Source organism: Halomonas binhaiensis (assembly GCF_008329985.2).
Taxonomy (GTDB): Bacteria; Pseudomonadota; Gammaproteobacteria; order Pseudomonadales; family Halomonadaceae; genus Halomonas; species Halomonas binhaiensis.
The window spans coordinates 2,629,029-2,653,479 of sequence record NZ_CP038437.2 but is presented as its reverse complement, the minus strand read 5'-3'; the positions used below and the strand labels follow the sequence as shown (position 1 = coordinate 2,653,479).

General features: G+C 53.1%; 21 protein-coding genes. 15 read left to right on the top strand and 6 right to left on the bottom strand.

The annotated features are described in order from the left end of the window. The first annotated feature begins 34 nt into the window (after window positions 1-34). Window positions 35-775 carry a gamma-glutamyl-gamma-aminobutyrate hydrolase family protein gene (locus E4T21_RS11690; protein WP_149285139.1) on the top strand — a complete coding sequence of 247 codons (741 nt, stop codon included), beginning with the start codon at window positions 35-37 and terminating at the stop codon, window positions 773-775. A 103-nt stretch (window positions 776-878) separates the two neighbouring features. Here E4T21_RS11690 and E4T21_RS11685 read toward each other — a convergent pair whose 3' ends face one another. Together E4T21_RS11685 and E4T21_RS11680 are read right to left on the bottom strand one after the other, a co-directional pair. Then, on the bottom strand, window positions 879-1,274 hold the full coding sequence (locus tag E4T21_RS11685) for an SRPBCC family protein (RefSeq protein WP_149285138.1): 396 nt from the start codon (window positions 1,272-1,274) through the stop codon (window positions 879-881). 101 nt (window positions 1,275-1,375) lie between these two features. Beyond that, a complete protein-coding gene (locus E4T21_RS11680) occupies window positions 1,376-2,047 on the bottom strand; it encodes a DUF1826 domain-containing protein (protein WP_149285137.1) in 672 nt (223 codons plus the stop codon). 184 nt (window positions 2,048-2,231) lie between these two features. Here E4T21_RS11680 and zigA point away from each other — a divergent pair, with 184 nt between their 5' ends. Then, the gene (zigA, locus tag E4T21_RS11675; protein ID WP_149285136.1) at window positions 2,232-3,464 is read left to right on the top strand and encodes a zinc metallochaperone GTPase ZigA; all 1,233 of its coding nucleotides are present in this window, start codon (window positions 2,232-2,234) and stop codon (window positions 3,462-3,464) included. A gap of 114 nt (window positions 3,465-3,578) precedes the next feature. On the opposite strand, the gene E4T21_RS11670 is transcribed toward zigA, so the two are convergent. After that, window positions 3,579-3,812, bottom strand: a complete 234-nt coding sequence (locus E4T21_RS11670) for a putative quinol monooxygenase (RefSeq protein ID WP_338036120.1) — start codon at window positions 3,810-3,812, stop codon at window positions 3,579-3,581. Window positions 3,813-4,415: 603 nt separating this feature from the next. Between E4T21_RS11670 and E4T21_RS11665 the strand changes: the two genes are divergently transcribed. The 3 genes from E4T21_RS11665 (at window position 4,416) to E4T21_RS11655 (ending at window position 6,508) form a co-directional block, all read left to right on the top strand. After that, window positions 4,416-4,949, top strand: a complete 534-nt coding sequence (locus E4T21_RS11665; protein WP_149285135.1) for a hypothetical protein — start codon at window positions 4,416-4,418, stop codon at window positions 4,947-4,949. A gap of 402 nt (window positions 4,950-5,351) precedes the next feature. Continuing rightward, a complete protein-coding gene (locus E4T21_RS11660; protein ID WP_149285134.1) occupies window positions 5,352-5,957 on the top strand; it encodes a hypothetical protein in 606 nt (201 codons plus the stop codon). A 101-nt stretch (window positions 5,958-6,058) separates the two neighbouring features. After that, entirely contained in the window at window positions 6,059-6,508 is a 450-nt protein-coding gene (locus E4T21_RS11655; protein WP_149285133.1) for a thiol-disulfide oxidoreductase DCC family protein, read from the top strand. 288 nt (window positions 6,509-6,796) lie between these two features. Here E4T21_RS11655 and E4T21_RS11650 read toward each other — a convergent pair whose 3' ends face one another. Beyond that, a complete protein-coding gene (locus E4T21_RS11650) occupies window positions 6,797-7,675 on the bottom strand; it encodes an IS1 family transposase (protein ID WP_187774983.1) in 879 nt (292 codons plus the stop codon). A 305-nt stretch (window positions 7,676-7,980) separates the two neighbouring features. On the opposite strand from E4T21_RS11650, the gene E4T21_RS11645 reads away from it, so the two are divergent. The 8 genes from E4T21_RS11645 (at window position 7,981) to E4T21_RS11610 (ending at window position 20,222) form a co-directional block, all read left to right on the top strand. After that, window positions 7,981-8,244 (top strand): PAAR domain-containing protein, encoded by a 264-nt coding sequence (locus tag E4T21_RS11645; RefSeq protein WP_187774982.1) that lies wholly within the window; start codon window positions 7,981-7,983, stop codon window positions 8,242-8,244. Window positions 8,245-8,252: 8 nt separating this feature from the next. After that, window positions 8,253-9,347 (top strand): hypothetical protein, encoded by a 1,095-nt coding sequence (locus tag E4T21_RS11640; protein ID WP_149285131.1) that lies wholly within the window; start codon window positions 8,253-8,255, stop codon window positions 9,345-9,347. A gap of 44 nt (window positions 9,348-9,391) precedes the next feature. Next, window positions 9,392-12,127, top strand: coding sequence for a type VI secretion system Vgr family protein (locus tag E4T21_RS11635; RefSeq protein ID WP_149285130.1), 2,736 nt, complete (start codon window positions 9,392-9,394; stop codon window positions 12,125-12,127). A gap of 169 nt (window positions 12,128-12,296) precedes the next feature. Further along, window positions 12,297-15,326 carry a toxin VasX gene (locus tag E4T21_RS11630; RefSeq protein WP_149285129.1) on the top strand — a complete coding sequence of 1,010 codons (3,030 nt, stop codon included), beginning with the start codon at window positions 12,297-12,299 and terminating at the stop codon, window positions 15,324-15,326. Beyond that, complete coding sequence (locus tag E4T21_RS11625; protein WP_149285128.1) at window positions 15,310-16,320, top strand: hypothetical protein; 1,011 nt, start codon at window positions 15,310-15,312, stop codon at window positions 16,318-16,320. The genes E4T21_RS11630 and E4T21_RS11625 overlap by 17 nt, the downstream gene beginning before the upstream one ends. 30 nt (window positions 16,321-16,350) lie before the next feature. After that, window positions 16,351-17,355 (top strand): hypothetical protein, encoded by a 1,005-nt coding sequence (locus tag E4T21_RS11620; protein WP_149285127.1) that lies wholly within the window; start codon window positions 16,351-16,353, stop codon window positions 17,353-17,355. Window positions 17,356-17,487: 132 nt separating this feature from the next. Further along, window positions 17,488-19,053, top strand: coding sequence for an esterase/lipase family protein (locus E4T21_RS11615; RefSeq protein ID WP_149285126.1), 1,566 nt, complete (start codon window positions 17,488-17,490; stop codon window positions 19,051-19,053). Beyond that, window positions 19,050-20,222 (top strand): T6SS immunity protein Tli4 family protein, encoded by a 1,173-nt coding sequence (locus E4T21_RS11610; RefSeq protein WP_149285125.1) that lies wholly within the window; start codon window positions 19,050-19,052, stop codon window positions 20,220-20,222. Before E4T21_RS11615 ends, E4T21_RS11610 begins: the two co-directional genes overlap by 4 nt. A 462-nt stretch (window positions 20,223-20,684) precedes the next feature. Here the strand turns inward: E4T21_RS11610 and E4T21_RS11605 are convergent, their stop codons facing one another. Then, window positions 20,685-21,581, bottom strand: a complete 897-nt coding sequence (locus tag E4T21_RS11605) for a LysR family transcriptional regulator (protein ID WP_149285124.1) — start codon at window positions 21,579-21,581, stop codon at window positions 20,685-20,687. 119 nt (window positions 21,582-21,700) lie between these two features. Here E4T21_RS11605 and E4T21_RS11600 point away from each other — a divergent pair, with 119 nt between their 5' ends. Further along, the gene (locus tag E4T21_RS11600; RefSeq protein WP_149285123.1) at window positions 21,701-22,447 is read left to right on the top strand and encodes a sulfite exporter TauE/SafE family protein; all 747 of its coding nucleotides are present in this window, start codon (window positions 21,701-21,703) and stop codon (window positions 22,445-22,447) included. A 42-nt stretch (window positions 22,448-22,489) separates the two neighbouring features. Here E4T21_RS11600 and E4T21_RS11595 read toward each other — a convergent pair whose 3' ends face one another. Continuing rightward, the gene (locus E4T21_RS11595; RefSeq protein WP_149285122.1) at window positions 22,490-23,323 is read right to left on the bottom strand and encodes an oxidoreductase; all 834 of its coding nucleotides are present in this window, start codon (window positions 23,321-23,323) and stop codon (window positions 22,490-22,492) included. A 176-nt stretch (window positions 23,324-23,499) separates the two neighbouring features. On the opposite strand from E4T21_RS11595, the gene E4T21_RS11590 reads away from it, so the two are divergent. Then, window positions 23,500-24,450, top strand: a complete 951-nt coding sequence (locus tag E4T21_RS11590) for an AraC family transcriptional regulator (RefSeq protein ID WP_240349111.1) — start codon at window positions 23,500-23,502, stop codon at window positions 24,448-24,450. Window position 24,451 lies beyond the last annotated feature (1 nt).

Sequence of the window (24,451 nt, the reverse complement as noted above, 5' to 3'; positions counted from 1 at the left end):
CTCCATTCTGATGTGCATTATCCAAGGAGGCATCATGCAAACTCGTCCTCTGGTCGGCGTCATCGCTTGCCGTCGTGAGGTGGAAGGTCACCCCGCCCATATGGTCACCGACAAATATCTCAGCGCCCTGCGTGAGTACGGCCTGGAACCTGTCATTCTGCCAGTGTGGTCGGATGTGGACCCGCAGGCGGCTGGTGCCTTGCTTGACCGGCTGGATGGGCTGGTGCTGACCGGCAGCTATACCAATGTGCTGCCGAGCCGTTATGGCGCCGAGCGAGTACCGGAAAACACCCGTGATGATGTGCATCGCGATGAAGCAGCCATGACCTGGGTGCCGCTGGCGCTGGAACGTTCATTGCCCTTGCTGGGCATCTGCCGTGGCTTCCAGGAGCTGAACGTGGCCTTTGGCGGTACGCTGCACCAGGCCGTGCAGAAGGTGCCCGGTATGCTCGATCACCGCGAGCCAGAAGGCACCAAGGAAGAGCAGTATGCTCCCGTGCATGATCTCGAGATTCAGGCGGGCGGACGCCTGGCTGAGCTTTACGGAGAAAGCCAGGCGCGGGTCAATTCCCTGCATCAGCAAGGGGTAGATCGGTTAGGCGAAGGATTGCGTATCGAAGCGGTAGCGCCGGATGGGCTGGTCGAAGCGTTCTCCGTCGCTAATGCACCCAGTTTCACCCTGGCGGTGCAGTGGCACCCCGAGTGGCTGCCGAAACAGCACCCGCTGTACGACGCCATCTTCAAGGGCTTTGCCGAGGCGTGTGGTAAAGCCTGATAGTCTGGTTCCACACCCCAGCTCTACATCCTGGCTCTATACCCCGGCAGCAGGGAAGCAGGTGGCATCAGCCCCTACTATCTCTGTTGTCCCGACCGTCTTGCTAGCCTTCCAGCAAGACCTTCAGTGTCCTGAAATCCTCTTCGATTGCCTGCCTGTCTTCGGCGAACTTCTCATCGCTCATGTCATCCTGACGGAACAGGGTGAAGGTGACTTCGCTGCCGTCATCGTTGGGAATGACCCGCATGGGATTGTGGAACGTGGTGCCGTCTTCCAAGGCAACATCGTGATCCATGACGCCGAATGCGTTGTCATCGGCGAAGCGGATTCTGACGCGGCCGAAGGGCGCCTCCACGATCCAGGTGTCGCCATCTTGCTTGACCTCGGAACGTGCCAGACCAGCGGCCCACTGGGGCAGATTGGCGGGGTTGGAAGCAAAGGCATACACATCGGCTGGCGAGCAGGCGATGAACTGGCTGACATGCTGCACTTGTTTCATGGGGGCTCACATCGGTTACGGGCTGAGAAAAGTGGCTCTGTCATTGTAGGTGCTATTGACAAGCCCGATTTCAAGCGTCGTTTACATCCCCGTAATGACATTCACGCAGGATCGATGGTCATCAATAGCCGTTTCTGGCCACTATCGAGTGCTGGGCTGCGATGTACCAGGCCACGTGGCTCATTGCCCACCCAGCCGCTGCCCTTGAGCAGACCCAGGTCACCAACCTGAAGATGCTGGATGCCTGCGGCATCGGCGACGATCTCCGGCTTGTCGGCACTTGGAATGCCCAGCCCCGCGCGATTGAGTGCGGCTTCGGGGAGCCATTCGCTGCCGGGGCCATGGTAGGTCGTGACCAGGCGCACCGGCAGGTTGTCGCAATGAAAGCGTGGGCACATGGCGCTATCCAGCAAGCGCAGGCGAATGCCGATCATGTCCGCTTCGAACAGATAGGCCATGGCCTCCGCAAGCGTCTGGATATCATCGACCAGTGGCCGTGCTTCTGCTGGAGCGGGCAGGCGGCGCAGCAAGTCGGCTTGCATTTCCGCATCGGGGCTGCCCAGCCAGGACCATTGCCAGGCGCGATCGACATGGCATTGCGCCGCGACGCTGGCCAGCAGTGGCGCATCAAGCTCCCGGCGCATGATGGCGATATTGGTGTGATCCTCGAAGATACGTGGCAGCACTTCAATGTCATTGCCGATGGCCCAATGTTCAGCGTGCCATGCGGTTGTATCACCAGCGTTGGGCTGTGAGAGCGCGGGAACTGACATTCATCGTCTCCATGGGTTGATTTATAGAAATGTTATAACGTATCTTTTTGGCCGTTGAAAGCACAGTCGTTCCAGCGGTCTGGTCGTCGGTTGTATCTGGCAAGTACCGGGCAACGAGCCAAGCCGAGGCGGCGTGCACCTGAGGACATCAGGAATCAGGACATAAGGCGGAGGAGAAGATGTGATGGCTCGCACACAGGAGGCATTGCCGGTAACGGTATTGTCCGGTTTTCTGGGCGCAGGAAAAACGACGCTGCTCAACCATATTCTGGCCAACCGTGAAGGCCGCCGGGTGGCCGTGATCGTCAATGACATGAGTGAAGTCAATATCGATGCTGCCCTGGTGCGCGGTACACCAGACGGACAAGCGGAGGCGAGGGGAGAGATCGCCCTGCAGCGCACCGAGGAACGCCTGGTGGAGATGAGCAATGGCTGCATCTGCTGCACCCTGCGTGAGGATCTGCTGGTCGAAGTGAGCCGACTGGCGGAAGAAGGGCGCTTCGATTACCTGGTCATCGAAGCGACCGGGATTTCCGAGCCGCTGCCGGTAGCTGAAACGTTCACCTTTGCTGATGAGGACGGACAGAGCCTTTCCCAGGTCGCACGGTTGGATACCCTGGTGACGGTGGTCGATGGTGTTCACTTTCTGCGCCAGTATCGCGAGGCCCAGACGCTTGCCGAGGCTGGGGAAGTCGTCGACGAGCAGGATGAACGCAACGTTGCCGATTTGCTGGTCGACCAGGTCGAGTTCTGCGATGTGTTGCTGATCAGCAAGACGGATCTGCTCGATGCACCGCAACTGGATGAGCTGATGGCCGTGCTGCGTTCGCTCAATCCCGATGCCGAGATGATTCCCATCCGCCATGGCCAGGTACCGCTGGACAAGGTACTGGGCACCGAACGCTTCAGCTTTGCCCGTGCCCAGCAGGCCCCGGGCTGGCTGAAGGAAATGCGTGGTGAGCACGTGCCGGAAACCGAGGAATACGGTATCTCAAGCTTTGCCTACCACGCCCGGCGCCCATTCCAGCCGCAGAAGTTCTTCGAACTGCTGCATGGCGACTGGTATGGCGGCAAGTTGCTGCGCTCCAAGGGCTTCTTCTGGCTAGCGACTCGCCCACAGTTTGCCGGCCAATGGAGCCAGGCCGGCGGCATCGCCCATTACGGCTTTGCCGGCATGTTCTGGAAAGCCGTGCCTGAATCAAGCTGGCCGCAAGATCCCGACTATCGCGACGCCATCATGCACAAATGGCAAGAGCCCTTCGGCGATATGCGCCAGGAACTGGTTTTCATTGGCCAGAATCTCGACGAAAGCAAAATCCGACAGGCACTCGACGACTGCCTGCTCAGCGAAGAGCAGATGCTCGCCGGCAAGGAACACTGGCAGACACTGCCAGATCCGTTTCCGGCTTGGGAGTAGGGTTGGTTAGTGGTAAGTGAAGGGAAGAGAATAGGCCACTGAACCCATGTACAGATTGGGTTCGGTGGTTTGTAGAGTGCCCCCAGCCCTGTTCATAAGGAAGGTTGCGCGTCGCTAGACATGTGTTGACTCAATGATTTCGTAGTGCCTCTCTGCATTTGATGTTACTCGGCCCCATCGCGAGTTCTTGACTCTGGCCTGGTGCGTATCGAACGCCTCTCTGTCGGCAAATTCTTCATATACCGCAAAACGATTTGGGTGGCTTTTGTCCGGCGTTACCACGAAGACTAAACATCCCGGCTCACTTCGTGTGAGTTCGATATGAACGGGGAGCTCCTGCTTGACCATTTCCAGGTCCCTGTTCGGGATAATGATGAATCCTTTGAGAATTACTTTTGGCATCGGAAATCCCTGTGCGCGTAACGGTAAACGGCGAGTAGGCAACAGATTAATAGCCGGTATAGTGCAGGACAAATGGGGCTTGGATAACTCTGCCAGGTATTTGGCTGGGGCAGTCAACTGGTTTTGGAGGCGTGTCTTACCACGATAGTGAGCATCCATCACACCAACTCCTAATGAGGAAAAGGGCCGAAGGATTTTCCTGGTGTGTTCACCTCTGCCTGGAGAAGGGCCCTGCTCTAGTCGTGTCAGCTTCCTCGGCTTTCTCCACTTTGAACCGCTGTGCTCGCTTAACCCGGACAGTTGAACCGGTGTGTATCCTGCGGTGTATCATGCCCAATGCATGGATAACGGAAGAAAGGGATAGCTCATGGATTTGTTGGCTTTCAATGAACGTTTGGTGCTGAGTAGACGAGACTGTACTGGGAGCTACGCGGCCAATTGGACTATCACGCCGACTCCACGAGAGGGTGATATCAACTCCGTAGATGGCAGAAGCTAGTATCCAGCTCCCTGGGGCACTCATCATTATGTATGCATTAAGGAGGGAAGATGTTGAGTCGTATCGTTATGGCTATTGAGCTTGCTGCTTTCGTACTACCCTCCTTGTTCCCATATACTGTTTTTTTTATTTTTATGGGGCTGCCTTCATTGATAGCACTACCTCTTTCTCCGCTAATCATGCTGCATGAAGGGTTTCATGTGTATGCGCTAATGATGATGGTCAGCTCATTTTCAATAAGTGTGCTTTATGTTTTAATGTTAGTTCTGATGGCTAAACTTTTTGTGTCCTACATGATTGGTAATAAAAATACTCTAAAATGGTGGCGGCGTAACATACGCATTTGTGTTATTGCAAATGGAACTCTACTGATCTTTGTTGCATTTTTCATATTGTCAAATGAATTTAATTGGTTTAGAGATAATGTTGTGATTCACCATGGCTCTGGTGTCACGAGGTTCTTGGAATTATTTTATTTTAGTGGACTCTCGTTTATGATTCCAGTTGTGCATCTTTTGGGATTAAGTTATCGGCCTGAGTTCATAATAAGATATATTTCAGAAGTCTCGCATGAGAATGGCTAACGCACATGCCACTGTCATCAGGAATAGGAGATGAACGTGATCAATGACGAGAACGCAAATGTGCAAGCACAACCAGTGAGAGCTCAGTTCAATCCGGTAGGCATGTATTGATGATCCAAGCTATCCGCTTCACTCATTGATTTGTACCCAAGAAAGAGACGTGCTACGCCCAAAATGACAAGAATCAGTAGCGAGACGGCGGTACTGCCTAGGAACAGGAGTAAGACGAGCCATCCATGTATTTCTATCAACGTTGACATCCTATGCGGTGGTACTGCTGAATTTTCAGCCATCTTGGGGCTATATGGTGGTAACATTTTTGGATGCTGAGACTTAATCCTCTCTAGAGCTTTGCATTGTATCCTCCAGTAGCCAAGGTTCTAACAGTAAAGGAGTTTATGTGTGAGCGGTAACCATGTCTTGATATTATCTGGCTTGCTTGTATTTGCTATTTTGCTAGGACTTCGTGCTTTCATTTCTGCTAAGAAAAGCGCCTCTTTTGCAGAAATGTCCGAATTCACAACACTTCGAGAAAAGATACGTTCTGCTCTCCGTGCTGAAGTTGGCAAGAAGGAATTGTCTGAAATAGATGACTATATTGGAAAGAATTATACGGACTCGTCCAGAGAGGGACGGAAAGAAATACTTGATCAGCTGATATTTAGATTTGTGGTTTCAAAAGGCGCTAGGCTTGCGAGTCTAGATGCTTCAAGGCTGAAGCAACAATATGTTGCCATCATGAGCAATTTGCAAAGTGGTAATAGCGCTAGAGATACATGGATCGAATACTGTCGAACATTTGTACAGAAAACATTTTTTCCAAAACTTAAAAAAGTGATTGTGGAAGGAGAGCTTAGCGAGGTTGTAGAAAAGGAGTCAATGAGCTGGATGTATAATCCTAGTAATGATTTTGCTGAGGGATTGTGGATACGCTTGCTTAATGACCTTGTTGTAGAAGATCTCGACGCTGACATTTCAGATTTCCTCGAAACGCGGGGCGATGTATGACGTACTTCGTGATATCAACATATCTGCAGAAAAGGCCAAAGCGGTGGCGGCAGTTGAAGCTAGTCGCAGCAGGTCCTCGATGACAATAGGGGAGGCGAGTCATGCGAAGTAGGACTGTGAACAACTCTGATGGTGTGCCTGATGGTTTGATGGTTTTCGATGGTCTGTGCAACTTTTGTTCCTTTCAGGTGCGGCTGTTGCTGCGGATTGATCGCTACGGTGCCATCTACTTCACCTCGATCCAGTCACCTTATGGCCGGCATCTTGCCTCGCGTTTCGGGATTGATCCTGATGATCCTTCGACATTTCTGTTCTTTGATCATGGTCAATTGCTCGAGAAAAGTGAGGCGGTCATCGCCATTCTTCATCGCTTATCTCGACCATGGCGATGGCTGCGAGCCATTCGGATGATTCCTCGTCCTTGGCGGGATGCGGGCTATGGTTGGCTTGCTCGCCACCGATATTGTCTGTTTGGCCGCCGCGATGTCTGCATGGTGCCAACGCCAGAGCAGCGAAAGCGCTTTATTGATGAAATACCTGAAGATGGCTAGTCACTGCTCTGCATAGTGACTGAGCAGTTCTGCATCATGTCAAGATCCGCATATCTGGCACCGGTCTATACAAAAAAATCTATGATCACCTCGTATATGGATCTGCCCCGCGCCTTGATGATGGGCATGCCTATCGAATCTGAAAAAATCAGCGGCTTCCAACAGCGATGTAGAAAGCAGGTAGGCCAGTCAGCCATTCACATTATTGTGTATTCAGCTATCGCAAAACCAGAATGGTAATGTGCAAGAGATACAGACCTGATGATTTATGTTGCTACCATTTTGGAATCATGAAATTCCAGTAGGTGAGCCCGTCACTCGTCGCCTTGCCCACATCCACAATGCCCAGTGTGCCAGAAGAGGCCAGTCCTGCTTCAGATACTGCATGAAAGCTTGCCGCCAGAGTCCGGTGCGTGCCTTGCTGAAATCGAAGTGATGTTCCAGTTCGGTGTCGTGGTACCCCTTAACCAGTAAGTCGAGATAGCGCGGCCACGTTTCCATTCGTTGTAGGTGAATGAAAGGGGTGCCGGTCAAGTTGCTGTAAGTGGTTCCACAATCTGTGCAGACATAATCCCGTGGGCGTCTACTATGATGGACCTCTTTCACATATCGAGGGGAAGCGCCGCATTTCAGGCATTTCCTCTCCGAGGCATAGCACAGCTCGTGAAAGGCTTGTTGGCACGCTTCGAGTTCTTCTTCTACATGGGGGCTGAGTGTGATGGATGTCAGTGACTGGTGGGTGCTCCACCATTGATGCAGGGAAGGTTCCTGGTCAGCCATCACTTGAAGAAACACCTTGTCCCAGTTCAGGGACGCCTTGTTGCTGATACTCACCAGCGAAGCGATTTGTTCCTGAGACAAGCCGCTGAAGCGAAAACGCATCCAGTCCGCCCATTTGTCATGGTGTCGCATCAAGCGTAATGGTGTTCCTGTCAGAATATTGAACTGGCGGCGGCAAGAATGGCACTTGAAGCCATCTCGGACGGTGCCATTCGTACCGGCAGGGTGGTACAAGAAGATCGAGCGACTGCCACACAAAGTACACCTGACAGGCCTGCTGTAGGGTAGTGCTTCCAGATAGTCGACGAACCGCTGGGCCGCAGGAGCCAGATCGAACGGAAATAACTCAAGGGAAGGCCGGGCCAAGATGAATTCGACTCCATTCATGGAGTTCATACGCCGAGAGCGGACGTCAGTGGATTCGCTCTGCTGAGTTTGTTTCACGTGTGCAGTCATCTTCCAGATGCTCTCTCACCGGACTCGCTAGTCAGGAGGGATAAAGTAAACCACTGACAAGGACTTACTGTTGTCACTCTGTCTAGATTGTGCACAGATAGTGACAATTAGTGAATGTTCACGCCAAGTTTGGCATAGTAGCGCTTGCACTAGATTGATGTTCTCTCAGGAGTACGTCAGACCCTCAATGTCGCGGATTGCCTGATTGATATCAACTTGATCAAGGGATGATGATCATGAAACCAATCATTTTGGTGGGAGACCGTACCTCACATGGAGGAACGGTGCTGGAAGGGGCTGACAGCACATTCGTGAACGGCAAACAGGTGGCTCGTGTGGGTGACAAGGTCAGTTGCCCCAAGGATGGCCATTCTCCCGCCGTCATCATCAGCGGCGATGAAACAACGATCGTGGATGGCAAGCCGATTGCTCGCCATGGCGATAAATGCTCCTGTGGTGCAACGTTAATTGCCTCAGTCTCCGACACAGGGATCGTATAGGTGGCATCATGCACTCTTACTCTGGTCCTTCGATCTATGACATGCTGCAGCTTCCGGAATTTCGCCAAGATAAAAAGCCGGAAGCTCCCGCACCTAAAAGCACTGCGTTCAATACCGACTTCCTGATCGTCGAGGATTCCTGGTTGCTGTGTGGCAGTGGTGACCTTGCCACGATCATGGCCGCCGATACTCCCCCCCATGTCTGTGACTTCGTGCATGATCGGCGAATTCGGGACAAGCACGGCAACTATCTGGGTATTTCCCGAGTGGAGACTGGTGGAGAGGCGGCACTCAGTGCAAGAGTTCGAGCATGCCAGTTGCTCGAATGGTCTTTTGATGCCCTCTTGATCTCATCCCAGGACTCACAATGGCAGGAATCGAGGATCATCCTGCAGGCCCCTCCCGAAATCGCCGATGACGAGTGGCTGGATGATGTTCTGATGCTCTGGCCAGTTGATAAGCAACCCACTCACGGTATCGAGCTGACGTCGCTGCCTTTTGATGAATGGATGGCAGAAGAACTGGCGCGCGAGTCTGGCAAGACGGAGTGCCTGCAATTCATTTCCGTGCAGCCATTGTGTGTACCCCAGGGCGCTGCTGGGACGACACCGGGTGAAGCGGTGGCCTGCATGTGGCTGAAACGGGCACCCGTCGATGGAGCGACTCCCATGAATTCCACCGAGACTGCGAATCTGGTACTCAAGCTCATGCCGCCGTCCCGGGCTTCTCATGAACCTCGCCAAAAAACACCTCGAGGTTCGACTCACCTGCTTGAGGCTGCGATAGACACCTTGAGGGTGGATGCAGAGACCGTGCAGGCGGTTGTCTGGGATGGTCATCGTTCTGGCTTCCGGCTTGATCCGCTAATTGGCGTACTTCAACAGCGGTTCTCTCATCTATTTCTGGATACCGATCTATGGTCCGTTCAAGGAATAGGCGGTTCAGTGCCGCATGCTAGCGCTGCCGTTCAGGTCGTACTGGCGACTCAACTGGCACGTCAGCGTCAGGGCGATATCCTGCTGCTCGACAGTCACGATGAGGAGCGAACCTTGGCCATGTGGCTACACCACGAAGATGTACCCCAACTTTCTAATCATGGATAACGACAGCGTCGATTGTTGTACTGCTGCCGGCATGGAGAGCTGACATGAATGACGTCCCTGGCAACTCACTGATTGATGCCTTCAATAAATATGTTGTTGGTACCACCCAGGACGAGCGACTGCTGCGCTTTTCCAGCCCTCTCGGGCAAGACCGTCTGCTCGCGCATCGCTTTTACGGGCATGAGCGGTTGGGGCGAGTGCCAGCTTGGACCGTCGATCTTATCAGCTATGACGCCAACATCGACGAGCATGACCTGATTGGCCATCCGGTCAGCTTGGCTATTCGCCTGGAAGATGGTAGTGAGACCTATCGCCATGGACTGGTGCAGTCACTGACGTATCTGGGGGCTGATGGCGGCTTGCATGATTGGCAAATCGTCTTCGTCCCCTGGTTCGCTCTTCTGGGCTATCGCGAAGACTGTCGGATCTGGATGGACACCAGTATTGTGGATGTCCTGACGGATATCTTCACCACCTATCCTGAAGCGCATGGGCGCTATCGGTTTGACCTACGCCAGGAATATCCCGCGCACACTTACATCTCGCAAATCAATGAGACGGATGAAAATTTCGTTCAGCGATGGTGTGAGCAGGAGGGAATCTACTGGTATACCGTGCATGAAGCGGATCAGCATACCGTCGTTTTCACTGACGACATGGCCACATTGCCGGCTTCGTCACGCCAAAGCATTCGCTTCCACACCCAGGCCTCTACCCAGAAAGAAGACAGCATCCTGCAGTGGCGTCAGCAACATGCGCTCCACAGTAGCCGTACCCACTATGCCAGCCGGGACTATCGTTCCCACCAACATCCCTTAGTGGATAGTGAAAACGCCGTACAGGGCAGCACATCGCTGGAGGCGCTGGAGCGATATGCCTATAAAGGGCAGTACGCCTGGAACTCTCCCCAGTACGGCAACCGCCTGCTCCGTGTGAGAATGGAGCAACAGGAGTCGGCTGGGCAGCGTATCCAAGCCATCAGCGGTGCTCGTCGGTTGACCGCCGGTGAGTGGTTCGAACTGCGTGATCATCCCTTGGTCGAGGGCAAAAGCGAGGAACAGCGCCAATTCACGGTCATCGGTATCGAGATGTTCGCCGAGAGTAACCTGCCGATTGCCACACAGCGCCGGGATAGCCCTGGAAGCCTGGGGGTTTTGGTACGTGAATTCCGTGAAAGTGTCGATGATGCCAGGAGTCGTGACGACAGAGAGCAGGAAAGCCCTTCTCTCACTTATGGCTTCTATCTCAGTCGTCTCGAATGCCAGCGCCACGATATTCCCTACCGCAGCCCGGAAGAGCACAAGCGCCCCGAGGTGGGCCTGCAGACCGGAGTCGTGGTCACGCCTTCTGGTTCAGAGGTTTATACCGACAAGTTGAACCGCATTCACGTGCGTTTCAATTGGGACCGGCTCAGCAGCGATGAAACGCTCAGCTCTTGCTGGCTTCGTGTCATGCAGCAGAGCAGTGGCCCGGATTGGGGGGCTGTTTACATCCCGCGTGCTGGAGAGGAGGTCCTGATTGGCTTCATGGACAATCACTTGGACCGGCCAGTGGTACTGGGCCAGCTCTACGGCAGTCACCAGCCCCAGTGGCATTCCACTGGGTTGATGAGTGGCCTAAAGAGTAAGGAAGTTGGGGGGAGAGGTTACAACCAACTGGTGATGGATGATTCCACCGGCCAGGTGCGTACCCAACTGGCCAGTACTGAAGCGGAGACACAGCTCAACCTGGGCTATCTGATCGATCAGCAGGGCAACCAACGTGGTGCCTTGCGCGGGAATGGGTTTGAGCTGCGCACCGATGCCTATGGCGCCATTCGTGCTCGCGATGGTTTGTACCTTTCCACCTGGGGACAACCCGGTGCCGCAGGTGCTCAGTTGGATGCTCAGGAAGCCTGGAATCAACTGCGTTCTGGCCACGAATTGAGCCGTACCTTGTCGGAAGTCGCATCGCAACATACTGCTGAAGCGCTGACGGGTGTGGATGGGCTAGGGACTTTCAACCGCAATGGCAATGTGACCTATGGCGATGCTGTCTCGGCATCGGGGAGCGAGCGTCGTTTCGAGGACGGCGGTGGTGATACTCAACATGCCATTAACAGCGGTGGTAAGGGGAAAGTGCCAGGGCTTAATGATGCCCTGGTTCTGGTGTCTTCACCTGATGGCATTGCCACTGCGACGCCGAAGAGTACTCATCTTCACAGCGGCGAACACCTAACGTTATCTACTGGTGAGGATATCAGCATTGGTTCCGGCAAGGGATTGTTGGCCAGTGTGGCCGACAAGATCTCCCTGTTCGTCCATCGTGCCGGTATGAAGCTGATCGCGGCGGGTGGTCGCGTCGACATTCAGGCGCAGCAGGATGAAATGGAACTGCTCTCGAAGCAGGCCATGCGCCTCTCTTCGACGGAAAATGCGATCATCCTTGCTGGCAAGAAGGAGATCCTGCTGACCAGTGGCGATGCCTATATCCGTCTGGCCGGTGGGGATATTCAGATCCATGCGCCGAAGACGGTGGATATCAAGGGCGCTAAGAAATCCATCAGTGGCCCGGCCAGCATGTCCCACACCTTCAATCAGTTCCCGGAGTCCCGATTCAACGAAACCTTCCGGGCGGTCAAGCCGGATGGGACGCCGGTGGCCAATATGCCCTACGAGATTCGTCGAGGTGAGGATGTGATCTCATCAGGCGTCACTGATGCCGATGGTCGCACCAGCATGGAGAAAAGCGAGTTTATTGAAGGGATGGAAATCCTCTTCAAGCGCAATAGCGCCTCTTGAACATGCGAGACGAGCTCGTCCAAAGCGAGCTCTGTCTTCGAGAGGCATTATCGCGTGACGGCTAACGATAACGGCTATAGCCGCCTGACTGACGAGACTGGCAGGGCTCACAGGCAAATGCCTTTCGAGAGTCACGTCGTGTAATGGGATGGCACAGAGACGAGCATCAATGGAAAACCAGGATCAAACAACGCGTATCGCTCCGAGCAGCACGAATTGGGATGACGATATTTGCGCGCAATGGACTTGCACACCGCAGGACCGTGATGATGATGTCCATGTGATCATCCCGGATCCGGCTGACTGTATCCCCCTTTATCCTCTTCGCTATGGCGTCAGTCAGAAGGGGTGTTCTCTCGATACCGTGAGCGACAGTCTTGCCTCCGGATATCCTGAACCGCCTCGGGATAAGGCTTGGGGGCTACGTCTTTTACGTCCCAGCAGCATCGTTTATCTGATGTATCGCGAGGAAGGAGAGTTCAAGACGCTTCCTTATCAGGTAACCTACGATGCGCGTTTTGCTTTCCTGCCTGAAGGGGATGCTGACCCGGAAGCTGCCATTCCTTACCTCCCTGCACCGAAAACCGAGGTTGCCGATACCGTTTACCTGATGGTGACGGATACTCGCTTGACCGATGGCACGCTAGAGCAGCTGTCCGGGCAGCTGGATGCGCTTAGCGGCAAGATCATCACCAAGGTGATGCCGGCTGAGGCGGCCGAAGGCCAGCAGGACGTGGCCCTGGTGAAGGGCACTCTCGACAATCATCTTGCCGTGCCGGAAATGGCCAGTGTCCTCTACGAAAATCGGGGCCTGGATATGCGCTGGAGTGAGAGCCTGCATGATGTACCGGATGGTAATCAAGCCGTCGCGACTCTCGAAAATATTTCTCGTCAGCTCAATCAAGGCAAGGGGCAGGGTAAGCCCTTGGCGCCGGTCATGCACGATGCTGTTGGTGTGCTGAGTGAACTGAATAACCAGCTGGGCGGCTTCCTAGAGGAGCGAGGCGAATATGCCAGCGAAGCGAGCAGAAAGCTGCGTGTTCGGGACATGATACTTGCCCTGGGAGAACAGAAGTACTCCGAGGCCGCTCGTGAAGCGAGAGACCGGGCCAACGATATCAATGTAAGAGCCAATTACTACGTTGATCCCACTGAATATAGCGAACGACATGCCAGTACGGCACGAGCTGAACGCTTGGCGTCCTATAAACAGGCAGAAGCTGACGCCTTTCACGCAGCTCATCCTGGGAAGCTCGAAGGTTTTGATCGCGATATTACGCAGGCAGCGGATGCACTATGGACTGCCTGGCAGGGATTACAAGAGCGTTATCAGCTTACCATCGATCTGCACGATGACGAGGACACACTGAATTTCCTGGATCTGCGCCTGGTCGTGGCCAACACACTATTGGGATTGGCGTACAGCGAGCCGGGTGAGCAGTATCTTGCCGGTCAATTGGGGGGCGAAAGCCCCGTTCAAGGGTCCATTCTGTATCGAGTGTTGATGGGACACCCGATGATTCTTGAATATATTGAGCAGGACCGCCAACTGGCCGCTCAGCGCTTCACCGATGACCTGTCGGCTATGCCCGATATCTCCAATTCGCACAGTGCCGAGATCGACCTGACCAAAGGAGTTTTCCCTCCAGTTGGGATGCATAGTGCGAACGAAGCCACGACGGCGACTTTACGACGGCTGCAGCAGTTGGTGACTACGCTACCTCCTGATGGATCCTCCAACCAGATCTCGCAAGTGACCATGGCGCTAGTGGCTGCCGGAAAGTTGAGGAATCCTTCTCAATTCCTGCTAAGCCCTTATCGAGCGGCTTTTGAAGCCTCCGAAGGTACTCTGATCCAGCAGGGCCGTGTCCCCACGGATAAACTAGGCAGTTGGGTGCTCAAGGAAAACAACGGCACCATTGCCAAAGGGTTCCGAAACAGCACCGTGATTCGTGCCGGTAACGAGTTGGCCGAAGCCTATACCGCCTATCAGTTGAAATATGATGAGGTAGGCAGCCAGCTGCGTTTCTGGCACCGGGTGAAAGTCGGCTTGGGTGTTGGAGGACTACTTTCCTCGGTACTGACTATGAACAGTGCCTTGACCAAGCTGCATGAAGAGGATGCCATTACCTTAACCAACAGCCTGAATTTCGGGGCGGCTGCTTTGCTGGCCGGTGCCAGTGGCTCCGCTATTCGCTCCGCATTCCATGACCGCTCTCGGGATGCAGCCCGACTTGCTGCACGCTCTTCCACGGCTGGCAAAGCCTTTGAGGGACTTTCTGCCAAGTGGAATAATTTCGCCATTGGGCTAACAGCGCTGGCTGCTTTTGTCCAGGCCTATTCTGATTCCAAGCAAGCAGAAAGTGAAACAGGGGCTGCTCAAACTATCAGAATTTCTGGGGCGACATTACAAGCCGGTGCTGGAGGATTAGGGACATTGCACCTCATCGGAAAAACTCGAGTATTAGGATACCTCGAAACTATTGCTCGAGTGGGTGGACAACGAGCAATCCTTAGTTCCGGTACGATGGGGGTAGCAGAAGTGGCTATTTCTCGTGGCGTCGGTGGTGCTGCTGCAGGCGTTGCTAGAGTGGCGTCTTTGGGAGCAGGTCCTGTAGGTTGGGTCTTGCTGGGGGTGCAGACTCTCTATGTGGTTCTGAAGAACTGGCATGATGGCATTGTAGAGGAACAACGCTATACAGACTGGATTGCCTGCAGTATCTGGGGCAATGGTCAGCGTGCATCCCAACTTCTCGGCTTGATGGGAGGGGAAGCTCTGACACCTTATGGAGAAGATGACACCCAAGAACTCAGAGACTTCGATCGATTGTGGCAAAAACCCACTGTGTCTTCTGATCGTGCCTGGCTGAAGATATTGGCTTCAGGTGCCTCTGCTAGCATGGGAGCACCAACACCACCTCCGTCAGATGCGCGTACTGTGAGTGTTTTGTTTCCTGGCTGGAAGCCCCAGGTGAGTTGGTATGAAATCGATCAGTACCAAGAATTTGATTGGGTGGGAGTCGAGAATAGCCTTGACGGTAGAGATGACGTAGAAGCCCATGAGGGTTACGGTATCTTGACATTTGATACGATGACGTTGATCGGCAATACCAGAGTCAAGTACTACCCAAATTATGAAGCCAGCCCTGATTATTACCTTATCAATGGCGAAGATGATGACAATGACCGAGCCAAGTGATCGTGCTGATTTTGAGGCACAGTTAGACGAATATCGCCAACATAATGAGTTTAGTGAACTTCCGGGACTGGATGTTTCCATGTGGTCGGAAGATGTTGTATTTCATGACGATTTGAGTGAGGTTAGGTACTATAATCCTATCTTTATTGATCATCGTATCGATAATCCTTCCCGGTTTCGATTCTTAATGGTAATTTTATTTTTCTTTCATAATGTCTCTCTCTTGACGTTGTTATGGGGATTGTTTACAGGGAAGGATTTTAGCTTTGGTGAAGTGCTATTCCTCATGATATGCCCAGCCTTTGCTTGGGTACTATTTTTAGCGGAGTGGTTTGGAGCAAGAACAGGCGGTGTTCGTTTCAATAGACAAGCACAGATGGTACATATAGGCCAAGTCGGTGGCGCTATATCGGTACCTTGGAAGTCTGTTAAGCCATTTTTCAATCATGGCGTACATGGTGGCGATCTGAGGCTATTCTTCCCATGGCCGAATGTCATGATTAAACATGATGGAACAAAAGAGAACTTTAGGTATAAGGATGACAAAAAACCTTTAACCATCTACGGGGCTATGGACTGGCGTGATACTGGCATTGATGGCAGCTTACTGCGTTTAGAATTCTATCGACGCTTTATGGAAGAAGGTTTTGAGGCAGTTCAGCCCAACCCTGAAAAAGTGGAAACAAGTGCCATACGACCTCCAAGTGAGGTCCAGCAGAGTCAACCAGAACATGGCGTGCTGCTTCACTGGATACTGACGCCAATTGCCAAATTAGGTAGCATACTTGCAGGTGGCCCTCTGATTGACAGTTTTCTTCGTAAGCAAGCTCAGAAATTCAAGTGGCCGGAAGAAATAGAGCGCCTGTGTTCTCCTGGAGCAGACCTGTCGGGAATTGATACCACCCCAGTCAAGCCACGCAAGGACATATTTTATCGTCCATGTGGTTTGGATGGTATTGAACTGGTAAATGCTAGAGGTCAGCGGATTGGGTGATTATCCAGACAAATGGAATAGGTGCTGTCCATGACTGTGCCTAACCACCTTACTGACTTTGAAGCGCAGCTTGATAGCTTGCGTCAGGATAGTGAATATAGTGAGCTTCCGACTATCGATATGTCTATGTATGCGGAAGACACCTGCTTTAAAGATGATCTTGGGGATGATAAATACTATAATGATATTTTTATTGAACATCGTACTGATAAATCATCTGGATTTCGATATATAGTTGATGTGGCTTTCTTAGCCCATAATTTTGTACTAGCTATTATACTGTATAACCTGTTTTCATCTGGTTGGGGAAGTGTAAGTTTCGGAATGCTTGTCATTCCTGCTATGGCATGGCTTTTCTTATTATTAGAAGTTGGTGGCGCAAGAACGGGAGGAATGAGATTCAATCGACAGGCACAAATGGTGCATGTTGCAACGATAGGTGGTGCTTACTCCATTCCGTGGCGAAGTGCCAAGCCGTTTTTTAATCATGGTGTACACGGTGGCGACCTAAGATTGTGCTTTCCGAAACCAAATCATTTGATCAGGAATGATGGAGTCGAGGAAAGGCGTGAAGAAAGAAATACGAAGCTACCTTTCTATGTCCATGGCACTCTGGACTGGAGAGATGTTGGATTTAATGGAAGTCTACTGCGCCTAGAATTCTATCGTCGTTATATGGAAAAGGGGCTTGGTGCCGTGCAGCCGGATCTGAGTAAGGTTGATAAAACTGAGATCCACCCACCCAGCCAGACGCAGCAGAGTCATCCAGAACATGGTGCTGTATTGCATTGGATAGCACGTCCTATTCGGAAGCTGGTCTGGCTATTCGCAGGTGGTCCTCTGATTGACAGGCTAGTACGCAGCCAGGCAGGAAAGTTTAAGTGGCCGGAAAAAATAGAGCAGCTTTGCACTCCTGGGGCTGATTTGTCGGGAATTGATACCACTCCGGTCAAGCCACGCAAGGACATCTTCTATCGCCCACGTGGTCTGGATGGCATTGAGCTGGTGAATGCCAATGGTCAGCGAATTGGATGATTAATCAGGCCTCACCTTTTTTTGCTTCATAAGGTCTGAAATGTGAGCGAGAAACCCTGGTTAGGATGCTTGCAGTATTCAGTAGTGCGAGCGCATCAAGGGAATGAACCTGTTCGTAACGGAAGGTGAGGCATGAGCGATACATACAATATCTACGATATCTTTGGGTCGGCACGTAGTCATATGCGGCCGGAAAGCGAGAATCACGTAACAGAAGTGCCTGTGTATGAAGGGGTAGTGCCCGTCATCTTTGTGCCGGGGGTGATGGGCAGCAATCTCATTAATACGGAAACAGAGCAAACGTGGCTTGTGGATGGAGGGTGGTCACTCAAAGGCTGGTTGGTACGAGGCGCCAGAGCAAGAAAGACCATACTGAATCCTGAGCAAACGACAGTTTATCCCGGAGGGGGAATACCTGATGGCATTTCTCGCATCTGGTATACCAGTGGTGGTGGCATCATCGATAACGAGACGATGTTACGGGAACGGGGCTGGGGAGAAGTCGCTAAGATGTATTATGGCGAGTTCCTGGTCTGGTTAGAGAGAAATCTCAATGATCACTCCATTCTCCAGAGGTGGAGAGTCAGAGATCGTATAAAGCAGCAGCTCCAACAGGCTGGACAGTCATCAGTGGGCGATGTCGGCGCGCTGGCGGAAAAGTGTGGGGAGGCTCTACAACGTTTCCACTTTCCTGTGCATGCCTGCGGATATAACTGGTTACGCTCTAACAAGGAATCTGCCGAACGGGACCTCGGGAAACGTGTCGACGAAATCATGATGGGGTACCAGAATGCCGGACACCGTTGTGATCGCGTGATCCTGGTAACTCACTCCATGGGTGGACTCGTGTCGCGTTACTATTCAGAAGTCCATGGAGCCAGTAGCAAGATAGCGGGCATTGTGCATGGCGTAATGCCGACGGCTGGTGCCGCCGTGTTTTATCGGCGAATGAAATGTGGAACCGAAGGAGGGGGAGCCACAGCGACAGTGCTAGGTGCTACAGCAAGGGAAATGACGGCAGTTTTGTCCGGTGCTCCTGGTCCACTGCAATTGGTACCGTCGCCGGAGTATGGTTCAGGTTGGCTGAAGATCTTTCGTGAAGGGCAGCAGCAAGTATCGTTGCCAACCGGAAGTGACCCCTATTCCGAGATCTATCTGGTACGGGACCAATGGTGGTCGATGTTGGAAACAGAGTTAGCCGATCCCGATATCTCCCGTATAACCGATAGTGCCGAGAAGAACTATAGTATGCAGGAGGAGTGGAATTCCTACGCAAAGATTATTTTGCAAAAAGTGGGAAAATTTCATGCACAAATGATCGGTCAATATCATGACTCGACCTACATGTTCTATTCCGCCAGTGAGGAATTCGCGAGTTATGGAAACGTTACCTGGACGGGTAGCCCATTCATCAACTCACCGATGAACATGCTTGGACGTACCGGCTGGTACGGCACGGAGAGGGTCGCCAAAGACCTGGATAGTAGTGGGCGTCCTAGATTCACACTTTATACGATCAGCGATTACGATGAACCCGGTGATGCAACGGTTCCTGAACGTTCTGGACGGGTCGGAGTTGACCAGGCGCAGCGTTCTATGATGATTCCGACTGAACATGGTGCTGCCTACCAGGAGGAAGAAGCCCTTTGGTTTACCTTGGGCTCCATTCTGGAAGTCGCCAGCGGGATTAATTCATGAATCAGCTCTTCCACAAACGTCGTGACATTAAACAACTAGAAAGTTGGACCATGCTCAAGAGCACGGGGCAATGTCTATTGATAGTCGCTATCGCCATGCTAGCAGCCTGTGATAAGGGAGTGCCCGCTATGACTGAAGATGAACAGCGAACCGTACAGGAATATACCGACAGCCTAGCGCAAGTATGTATTGGCCGCTTCATGGTAGAGATGCCCAAGCGTATGGAGTTGGCCTATAGCTCCCTGAGCGTCAACGATGCAAAGATCAGCGCACAGCCCATGAGTCGTCAGATGTATGAGCGCTTGATTACCAGAAGGCAACGTGAACTAGAGAATATGGAACGTGTTGATCCTGAAGATGCCCCGTTTCTGAAAAATATAATACGGGAGGAAGACCTCGTTATCTTTGATCGCAACGAGGATACGGGAACGTCTGATTCAGGGCGGGTGCTTGAGGGGTATCGATTGATTGACAACACGATGTTCAAGGTTTCAGTCAAAGCCACTGATCTAAGTGACGATAAGTACACTGAGTGGCGTACTCATCTGACTGACAATAAGTCCGGAAGGATGCAGGAGATTCGTTACCTGCTGGACAATTTAAGTCCACTGGCCAGTGGTGATATTCCCGAAAAGCCTGGCCTGTGTTTCGAGAATGGTTTTCTCGCAGGAGGTGCTGAGGGCACTATTCCAGGGCATGAGGCACCCTTTCGGATTGAGAACGTGACCATGCGCTATATCGACAGGGAAAGAAAGGATGTGTATTTCAACATCACGACGGACTCTTGGTTACATCAGGACACGACCCTGCTCGATTCTCTGTCCGAAGCCAAAGATTCCTTGAGCCAGGATGATAATGGTGCTTTGTTGCGACACGGAAAGGTGGCGCTGGAGGGCATCGACCAAGCCGAAGAATTACTTGTGGCAATGACCAATACGGCCAGCCGCAATGATATTCGTTATACCGATTTTTCTCTGGAGGCCAATAGTCTGGAGGGAAATCGGCTTGCCCCTCAGGTTGTGATTGTTCTGAAAAATGGGGCCTATTCGATGGTGGTGGATGAAAAGGATAGGGAGAATCTCGAAAAGCCTTCACTCACAGATGCTGAGGCAATAGGGTTGTGGGATGCAGTGACAAGGACCTTCCATCCTCGGCCAGGAGCATTCTGAAAATATGTGTACTTTTGTGCTGATATCTACATGCAATCACATAAATGTATCGTCATGAATTCATTCGCGTTGCTGTTGATTGCCACTGTGATATCAGCACTTGTCGCTGCTGTCACAAACTACTACATATCGAATTACTGTGCTTTTGGTTTTGGTGGACTTGGTTGTTCTGAGCCAATAGCTGGCCTTGGTAATTTATTGGCGGGTACCGGAGTGATCGCGGCGATAATTTTCTGCGTGTTGTTGATCGCGGTTATCTGGAAAATATGGTGTTGGTGGCGATAAGGTGAGCAGCCCGTACCTGTTGTTGTGTATTAAGCCCGCATTGGGGCAAGGATCAATCCTATAAGAACGAGCCTGACCCGTTCCATCAAGCATTGGCAGCTGGACGACGACGCTTCTCGGCAACGATGGCGCATAAGTTCAAGACCCACTGTGGCGGGGCTTGGCCTTGGAGAGCTCTCAGAACGTACCGGTGTCAGCTCCCAAATGGATAAGCAAGCTTTGCATGGGCGCTGACAATTCTTTCCAGTTCTTGAAACACAGGCATAGTTGCCGACGTGCCCAGTCATCGGTCAGCAACAGGGTTCGATAGGCGTACCGTCGTTTGTAACGCCTGGCGATGTTCTGGGGCAAAATCCCGATGCCTATCCCGTGGGTGACCATCTCACACACGCCTTCGTAGGCTCTCATGCGAATTCGGTAGTCGAGAAGGCTTCCAGCTACGCGCGCCTGGTCGTCGATATGGTCTTGCAGGGCGCTACCCTGGGACAGGCCTACGAAGGGTTGATCAAGCACCTCCGCGAGTTGGATCTTGTTGCGATGGGCTAGGGGATGCTTCTGAGGCACGATCAATACCAAATGATCCTTCGCGACAGGGTGCAGCTGCAGGCCTTCTGCGCTGATGGCGTCGGACACAATACCGGCTTCTGCCAACCCGGAAGCAATGGCGCGGACGATATCGGCACTGGTACGTTCCTTGAGCTCAATGCGCAAGCGAGGCCGGTCCGCCAACCAGGGAGCAAGCCGGCTGGGGAGAAATTCCGTCAGTGCTGCGGTGTTGGTGTAGAGGTGGATGGTTCCTCGAGCACCAACAGCGAAGTCCTGTAGCTCACCTTTCAGAATGTCCTGCTGGCGGAGTATCAAGCGTGCGTGGTGTGCCAATGCCTCTCCAGCCTCGGTCGTGACACTTCCCCGTGAGCGCCTTTCCAGCAACGCTACGCCGGCAACACTTTCCATATTGCGCATCCGCTCGCTGGCCGACGCCAAGGCCAGGTTGGCACGCGCTGCGCCTGCGGTGATGCTGCCGCTATCCACGATGCACAGGAACAGATGTAGGTCTGCCAGATCGAGCCGCATGGGAAGTCCTCGCACAAGCCTTCGGATTATCCGAAGGGTGGGCTGATGATTCCGCATTGTGCGAGGTGCCGCCTCAAGTTTCAATTTGGCTCTCAGCCGTTCCTCAGTGAGAGCCTGCCATGCACGATGCCATCTCGTACCTTTTGTTCCTTGTCGGCACCTTTCTGGCTGCTGGTGTGGTGAAAGGCGTTACCGGAATGGGGCTGCCGACAGTTGCCATGGGCTTGCTTGGTACGGTGATGCCACCGGCCAGTGCTGCCGCCATTCTCGTCATCCCGTCTTTCGTGACCAATGTCTGGCAGCTGTTTTACGGCCCATCGGTCGCGCAGCTGATACGCCGATTCTGGCCAATGATGCTGGGCATCATCCTGGGCACTGTCGGTGGTGCTGCGTTACTGGTGCGGGTAGATCCGGTCTGGTCCGGGTGTTGGCTCGGCGTCGCGCTGATGGCCTATGCCGGGTATGCGCTTATCGCCCCAGCCTTTTCTGTTCCCGCGGCCCTGGAAAGGCGGCTGTCGCCGCTTGTTGGGTTGATCACCGGTGTCGTGACCGGCGCCACAGGTGTCTTCGTGATGCCTGCCGTCCCGTACCTGGGCTCGCTGAACATGAGCAGGGAAGAGCTGGTGCAGGCTCTGGGCTTGTCTTTCACCACGTCCACGATAGCGCTGGCAGCAGGGCTGTTCGCCCATGGGGCTTTCCAGGTCTCGCAATTAGGCACATCGGCGATGGCCATCGTACCTGCACTGATTGGCATGTGGGCTGGCCAATATGTGCGCATGCGGATCAGCCCCAAGCGGTTTCGTCAGTGCTTCCTGTTCTTCTTGATCGCGCTGGGGCTTGAGTTGGCCTCTCGGCCGCTTTTGTGAGTGGCGCGAGCCTATCGGGGGTCACCTTGCATTTGAAAGCATTTAACCGTCTGTCGATACCGTCAATGTCTCCCAGGTATCGATCTCCCGCGACTTATTGATAAGTTGACCTCGAACCAGCTCGAGAGCGTCACTACCGAGCAGCAGGTGAGTCGGTGGCGTTGCGTTTTCCATGATCTCTAGCATGGCCTGAGCCGCTTTCACTGGGTTGCCCAACTGGTGTCCGCTCTTGTCTTTTCTTGCTTGTCTGACCGGATCGAACAGAGTGTCGTAATCGGCGATACTGCGCGGGGAGCGGCACATCGACCGGCCAGCCCAATCGGTTCGAAACGAGCCGGGCGCCACGGCGGTGACATGAATATTGAATGGTGCCAACTCCTTGCTCAACGCATCAGATATACCTTCCAGTGCGAACTTGCTACCGCAGTAGTACGCAATACCTGGCATCGTAATGTAGCCACCCATCGACGTAATGTTGATGATATGGCCGGAGCGACGTTCGCGGAACGAAGGCAATACAGCCTTGATCATCTCGACCGCACCGAACACATTGACCTCGAACTGCCGACGCATCTCCTCGGTGGGAGATTCTTCCAGTATGCCTTCATGGCCATACCCGGCATTGTTGACCAGCACGTCGATTCGCCCAAACTCATCGATGATTTCCTTCACGACAGGGGTTATCGATGGACTATCGGTCAGGTCGAGCAGACGGGCATGTGCTCGTTTCGACTCGTGGGCCTCGAACGCTTTGACGGCTTCTTCACGACGCACCGTACCGATGACCCGGTGTCCTGCTGCGAGCGCTTCGGTCGCTAAGGCTTGGCCGAATCCACTGCTGACGCCGGTGATAAGGATAGTCCTGGACTGACTCATGATGACGCTCTCCACTGGTGTGACTGGTGTAGAAGAAGTGCGTTCATGCTAGAGAGTAGGGTCTTGAGTTTGTACGCGAGATCGTCTGAATTGCTTGCCTATTCCTATAGTGCACCTACGATTCAGACATGAACTCGTACAGACTATCGATGCACAGTCGCCTGATTGAGAGATCGATGAACGACCGGGACATGAAACTAGCGCATCGAGAGCAACACATCGTTGACTTGCTCGCCAAGATGGCACCACAAGAAGGCTATAACCTGACTGCCCTGCCGGACGTACGTTTCCTGCGCTCCAACCGCCCGTTACGCCGGACGCCTGTCCTATATGACCCGGGCATCGTCATCGTTTGCCAAGGGCGTAAGCGCGGATATTGGGGCAACCAGACGTACGTCTACGACGCCCAGCACTATTTGGCTGTATCGGTTCCCGTGCCTTTCACCATGGAAACCGAGGCTAGTATCGAGCAGCCCTTGCTGGCCATTTATCTTCATCTGGATATTCCTCTGGCCACTGAGTTGCTGCTTGAACTCGAGGAAGAAGGCATAAGCGGAGCATCAACACCATGCGGCTTGATGGCGTCACCCATGGAGCCGGCATTGGCTGACACGGTATCGCGCTTTCTCGAGATCATGGAGTCACCGGAGGATGGGAAAATCCTGGGCCGTTCAATGATTCGCGAAATCTATTTCCGCGTACTTCGAGGTGAGCAAGGCGGGGCGATGCGGGCTGCACTTGGGACAACCACACCTTTCGGGCGTATCAGTCGTGCAATACGCCGTATTCACGAAGCCTATGCAACGCCACTGGACGTCGAATCACTGGCGCGCGAGGCACGTATGAGTGTCCCGACCTTCCATGTACATTTCAAAGCGGTGACACAGACTTCACCCATGCAATACGTGAAAGCTGTCCGGCTGCATCAGGCGCGACTCCTCATGTTTCGCCAAGCCAGAACTGCTGCTGTCGCGGCAAGTGATGTCGGCTATGAAAGCTCCTCTCAGTTCAGCCGCGAGTTCAGACGCCTGTTCGGCCGTACACCGACAGCCGAAGTCGCTTGGATGCGTTCAACATTCGAGCTACCCCCGCCGGAGTCGCCATCGGTTTATGTGTCATCTCATTAAT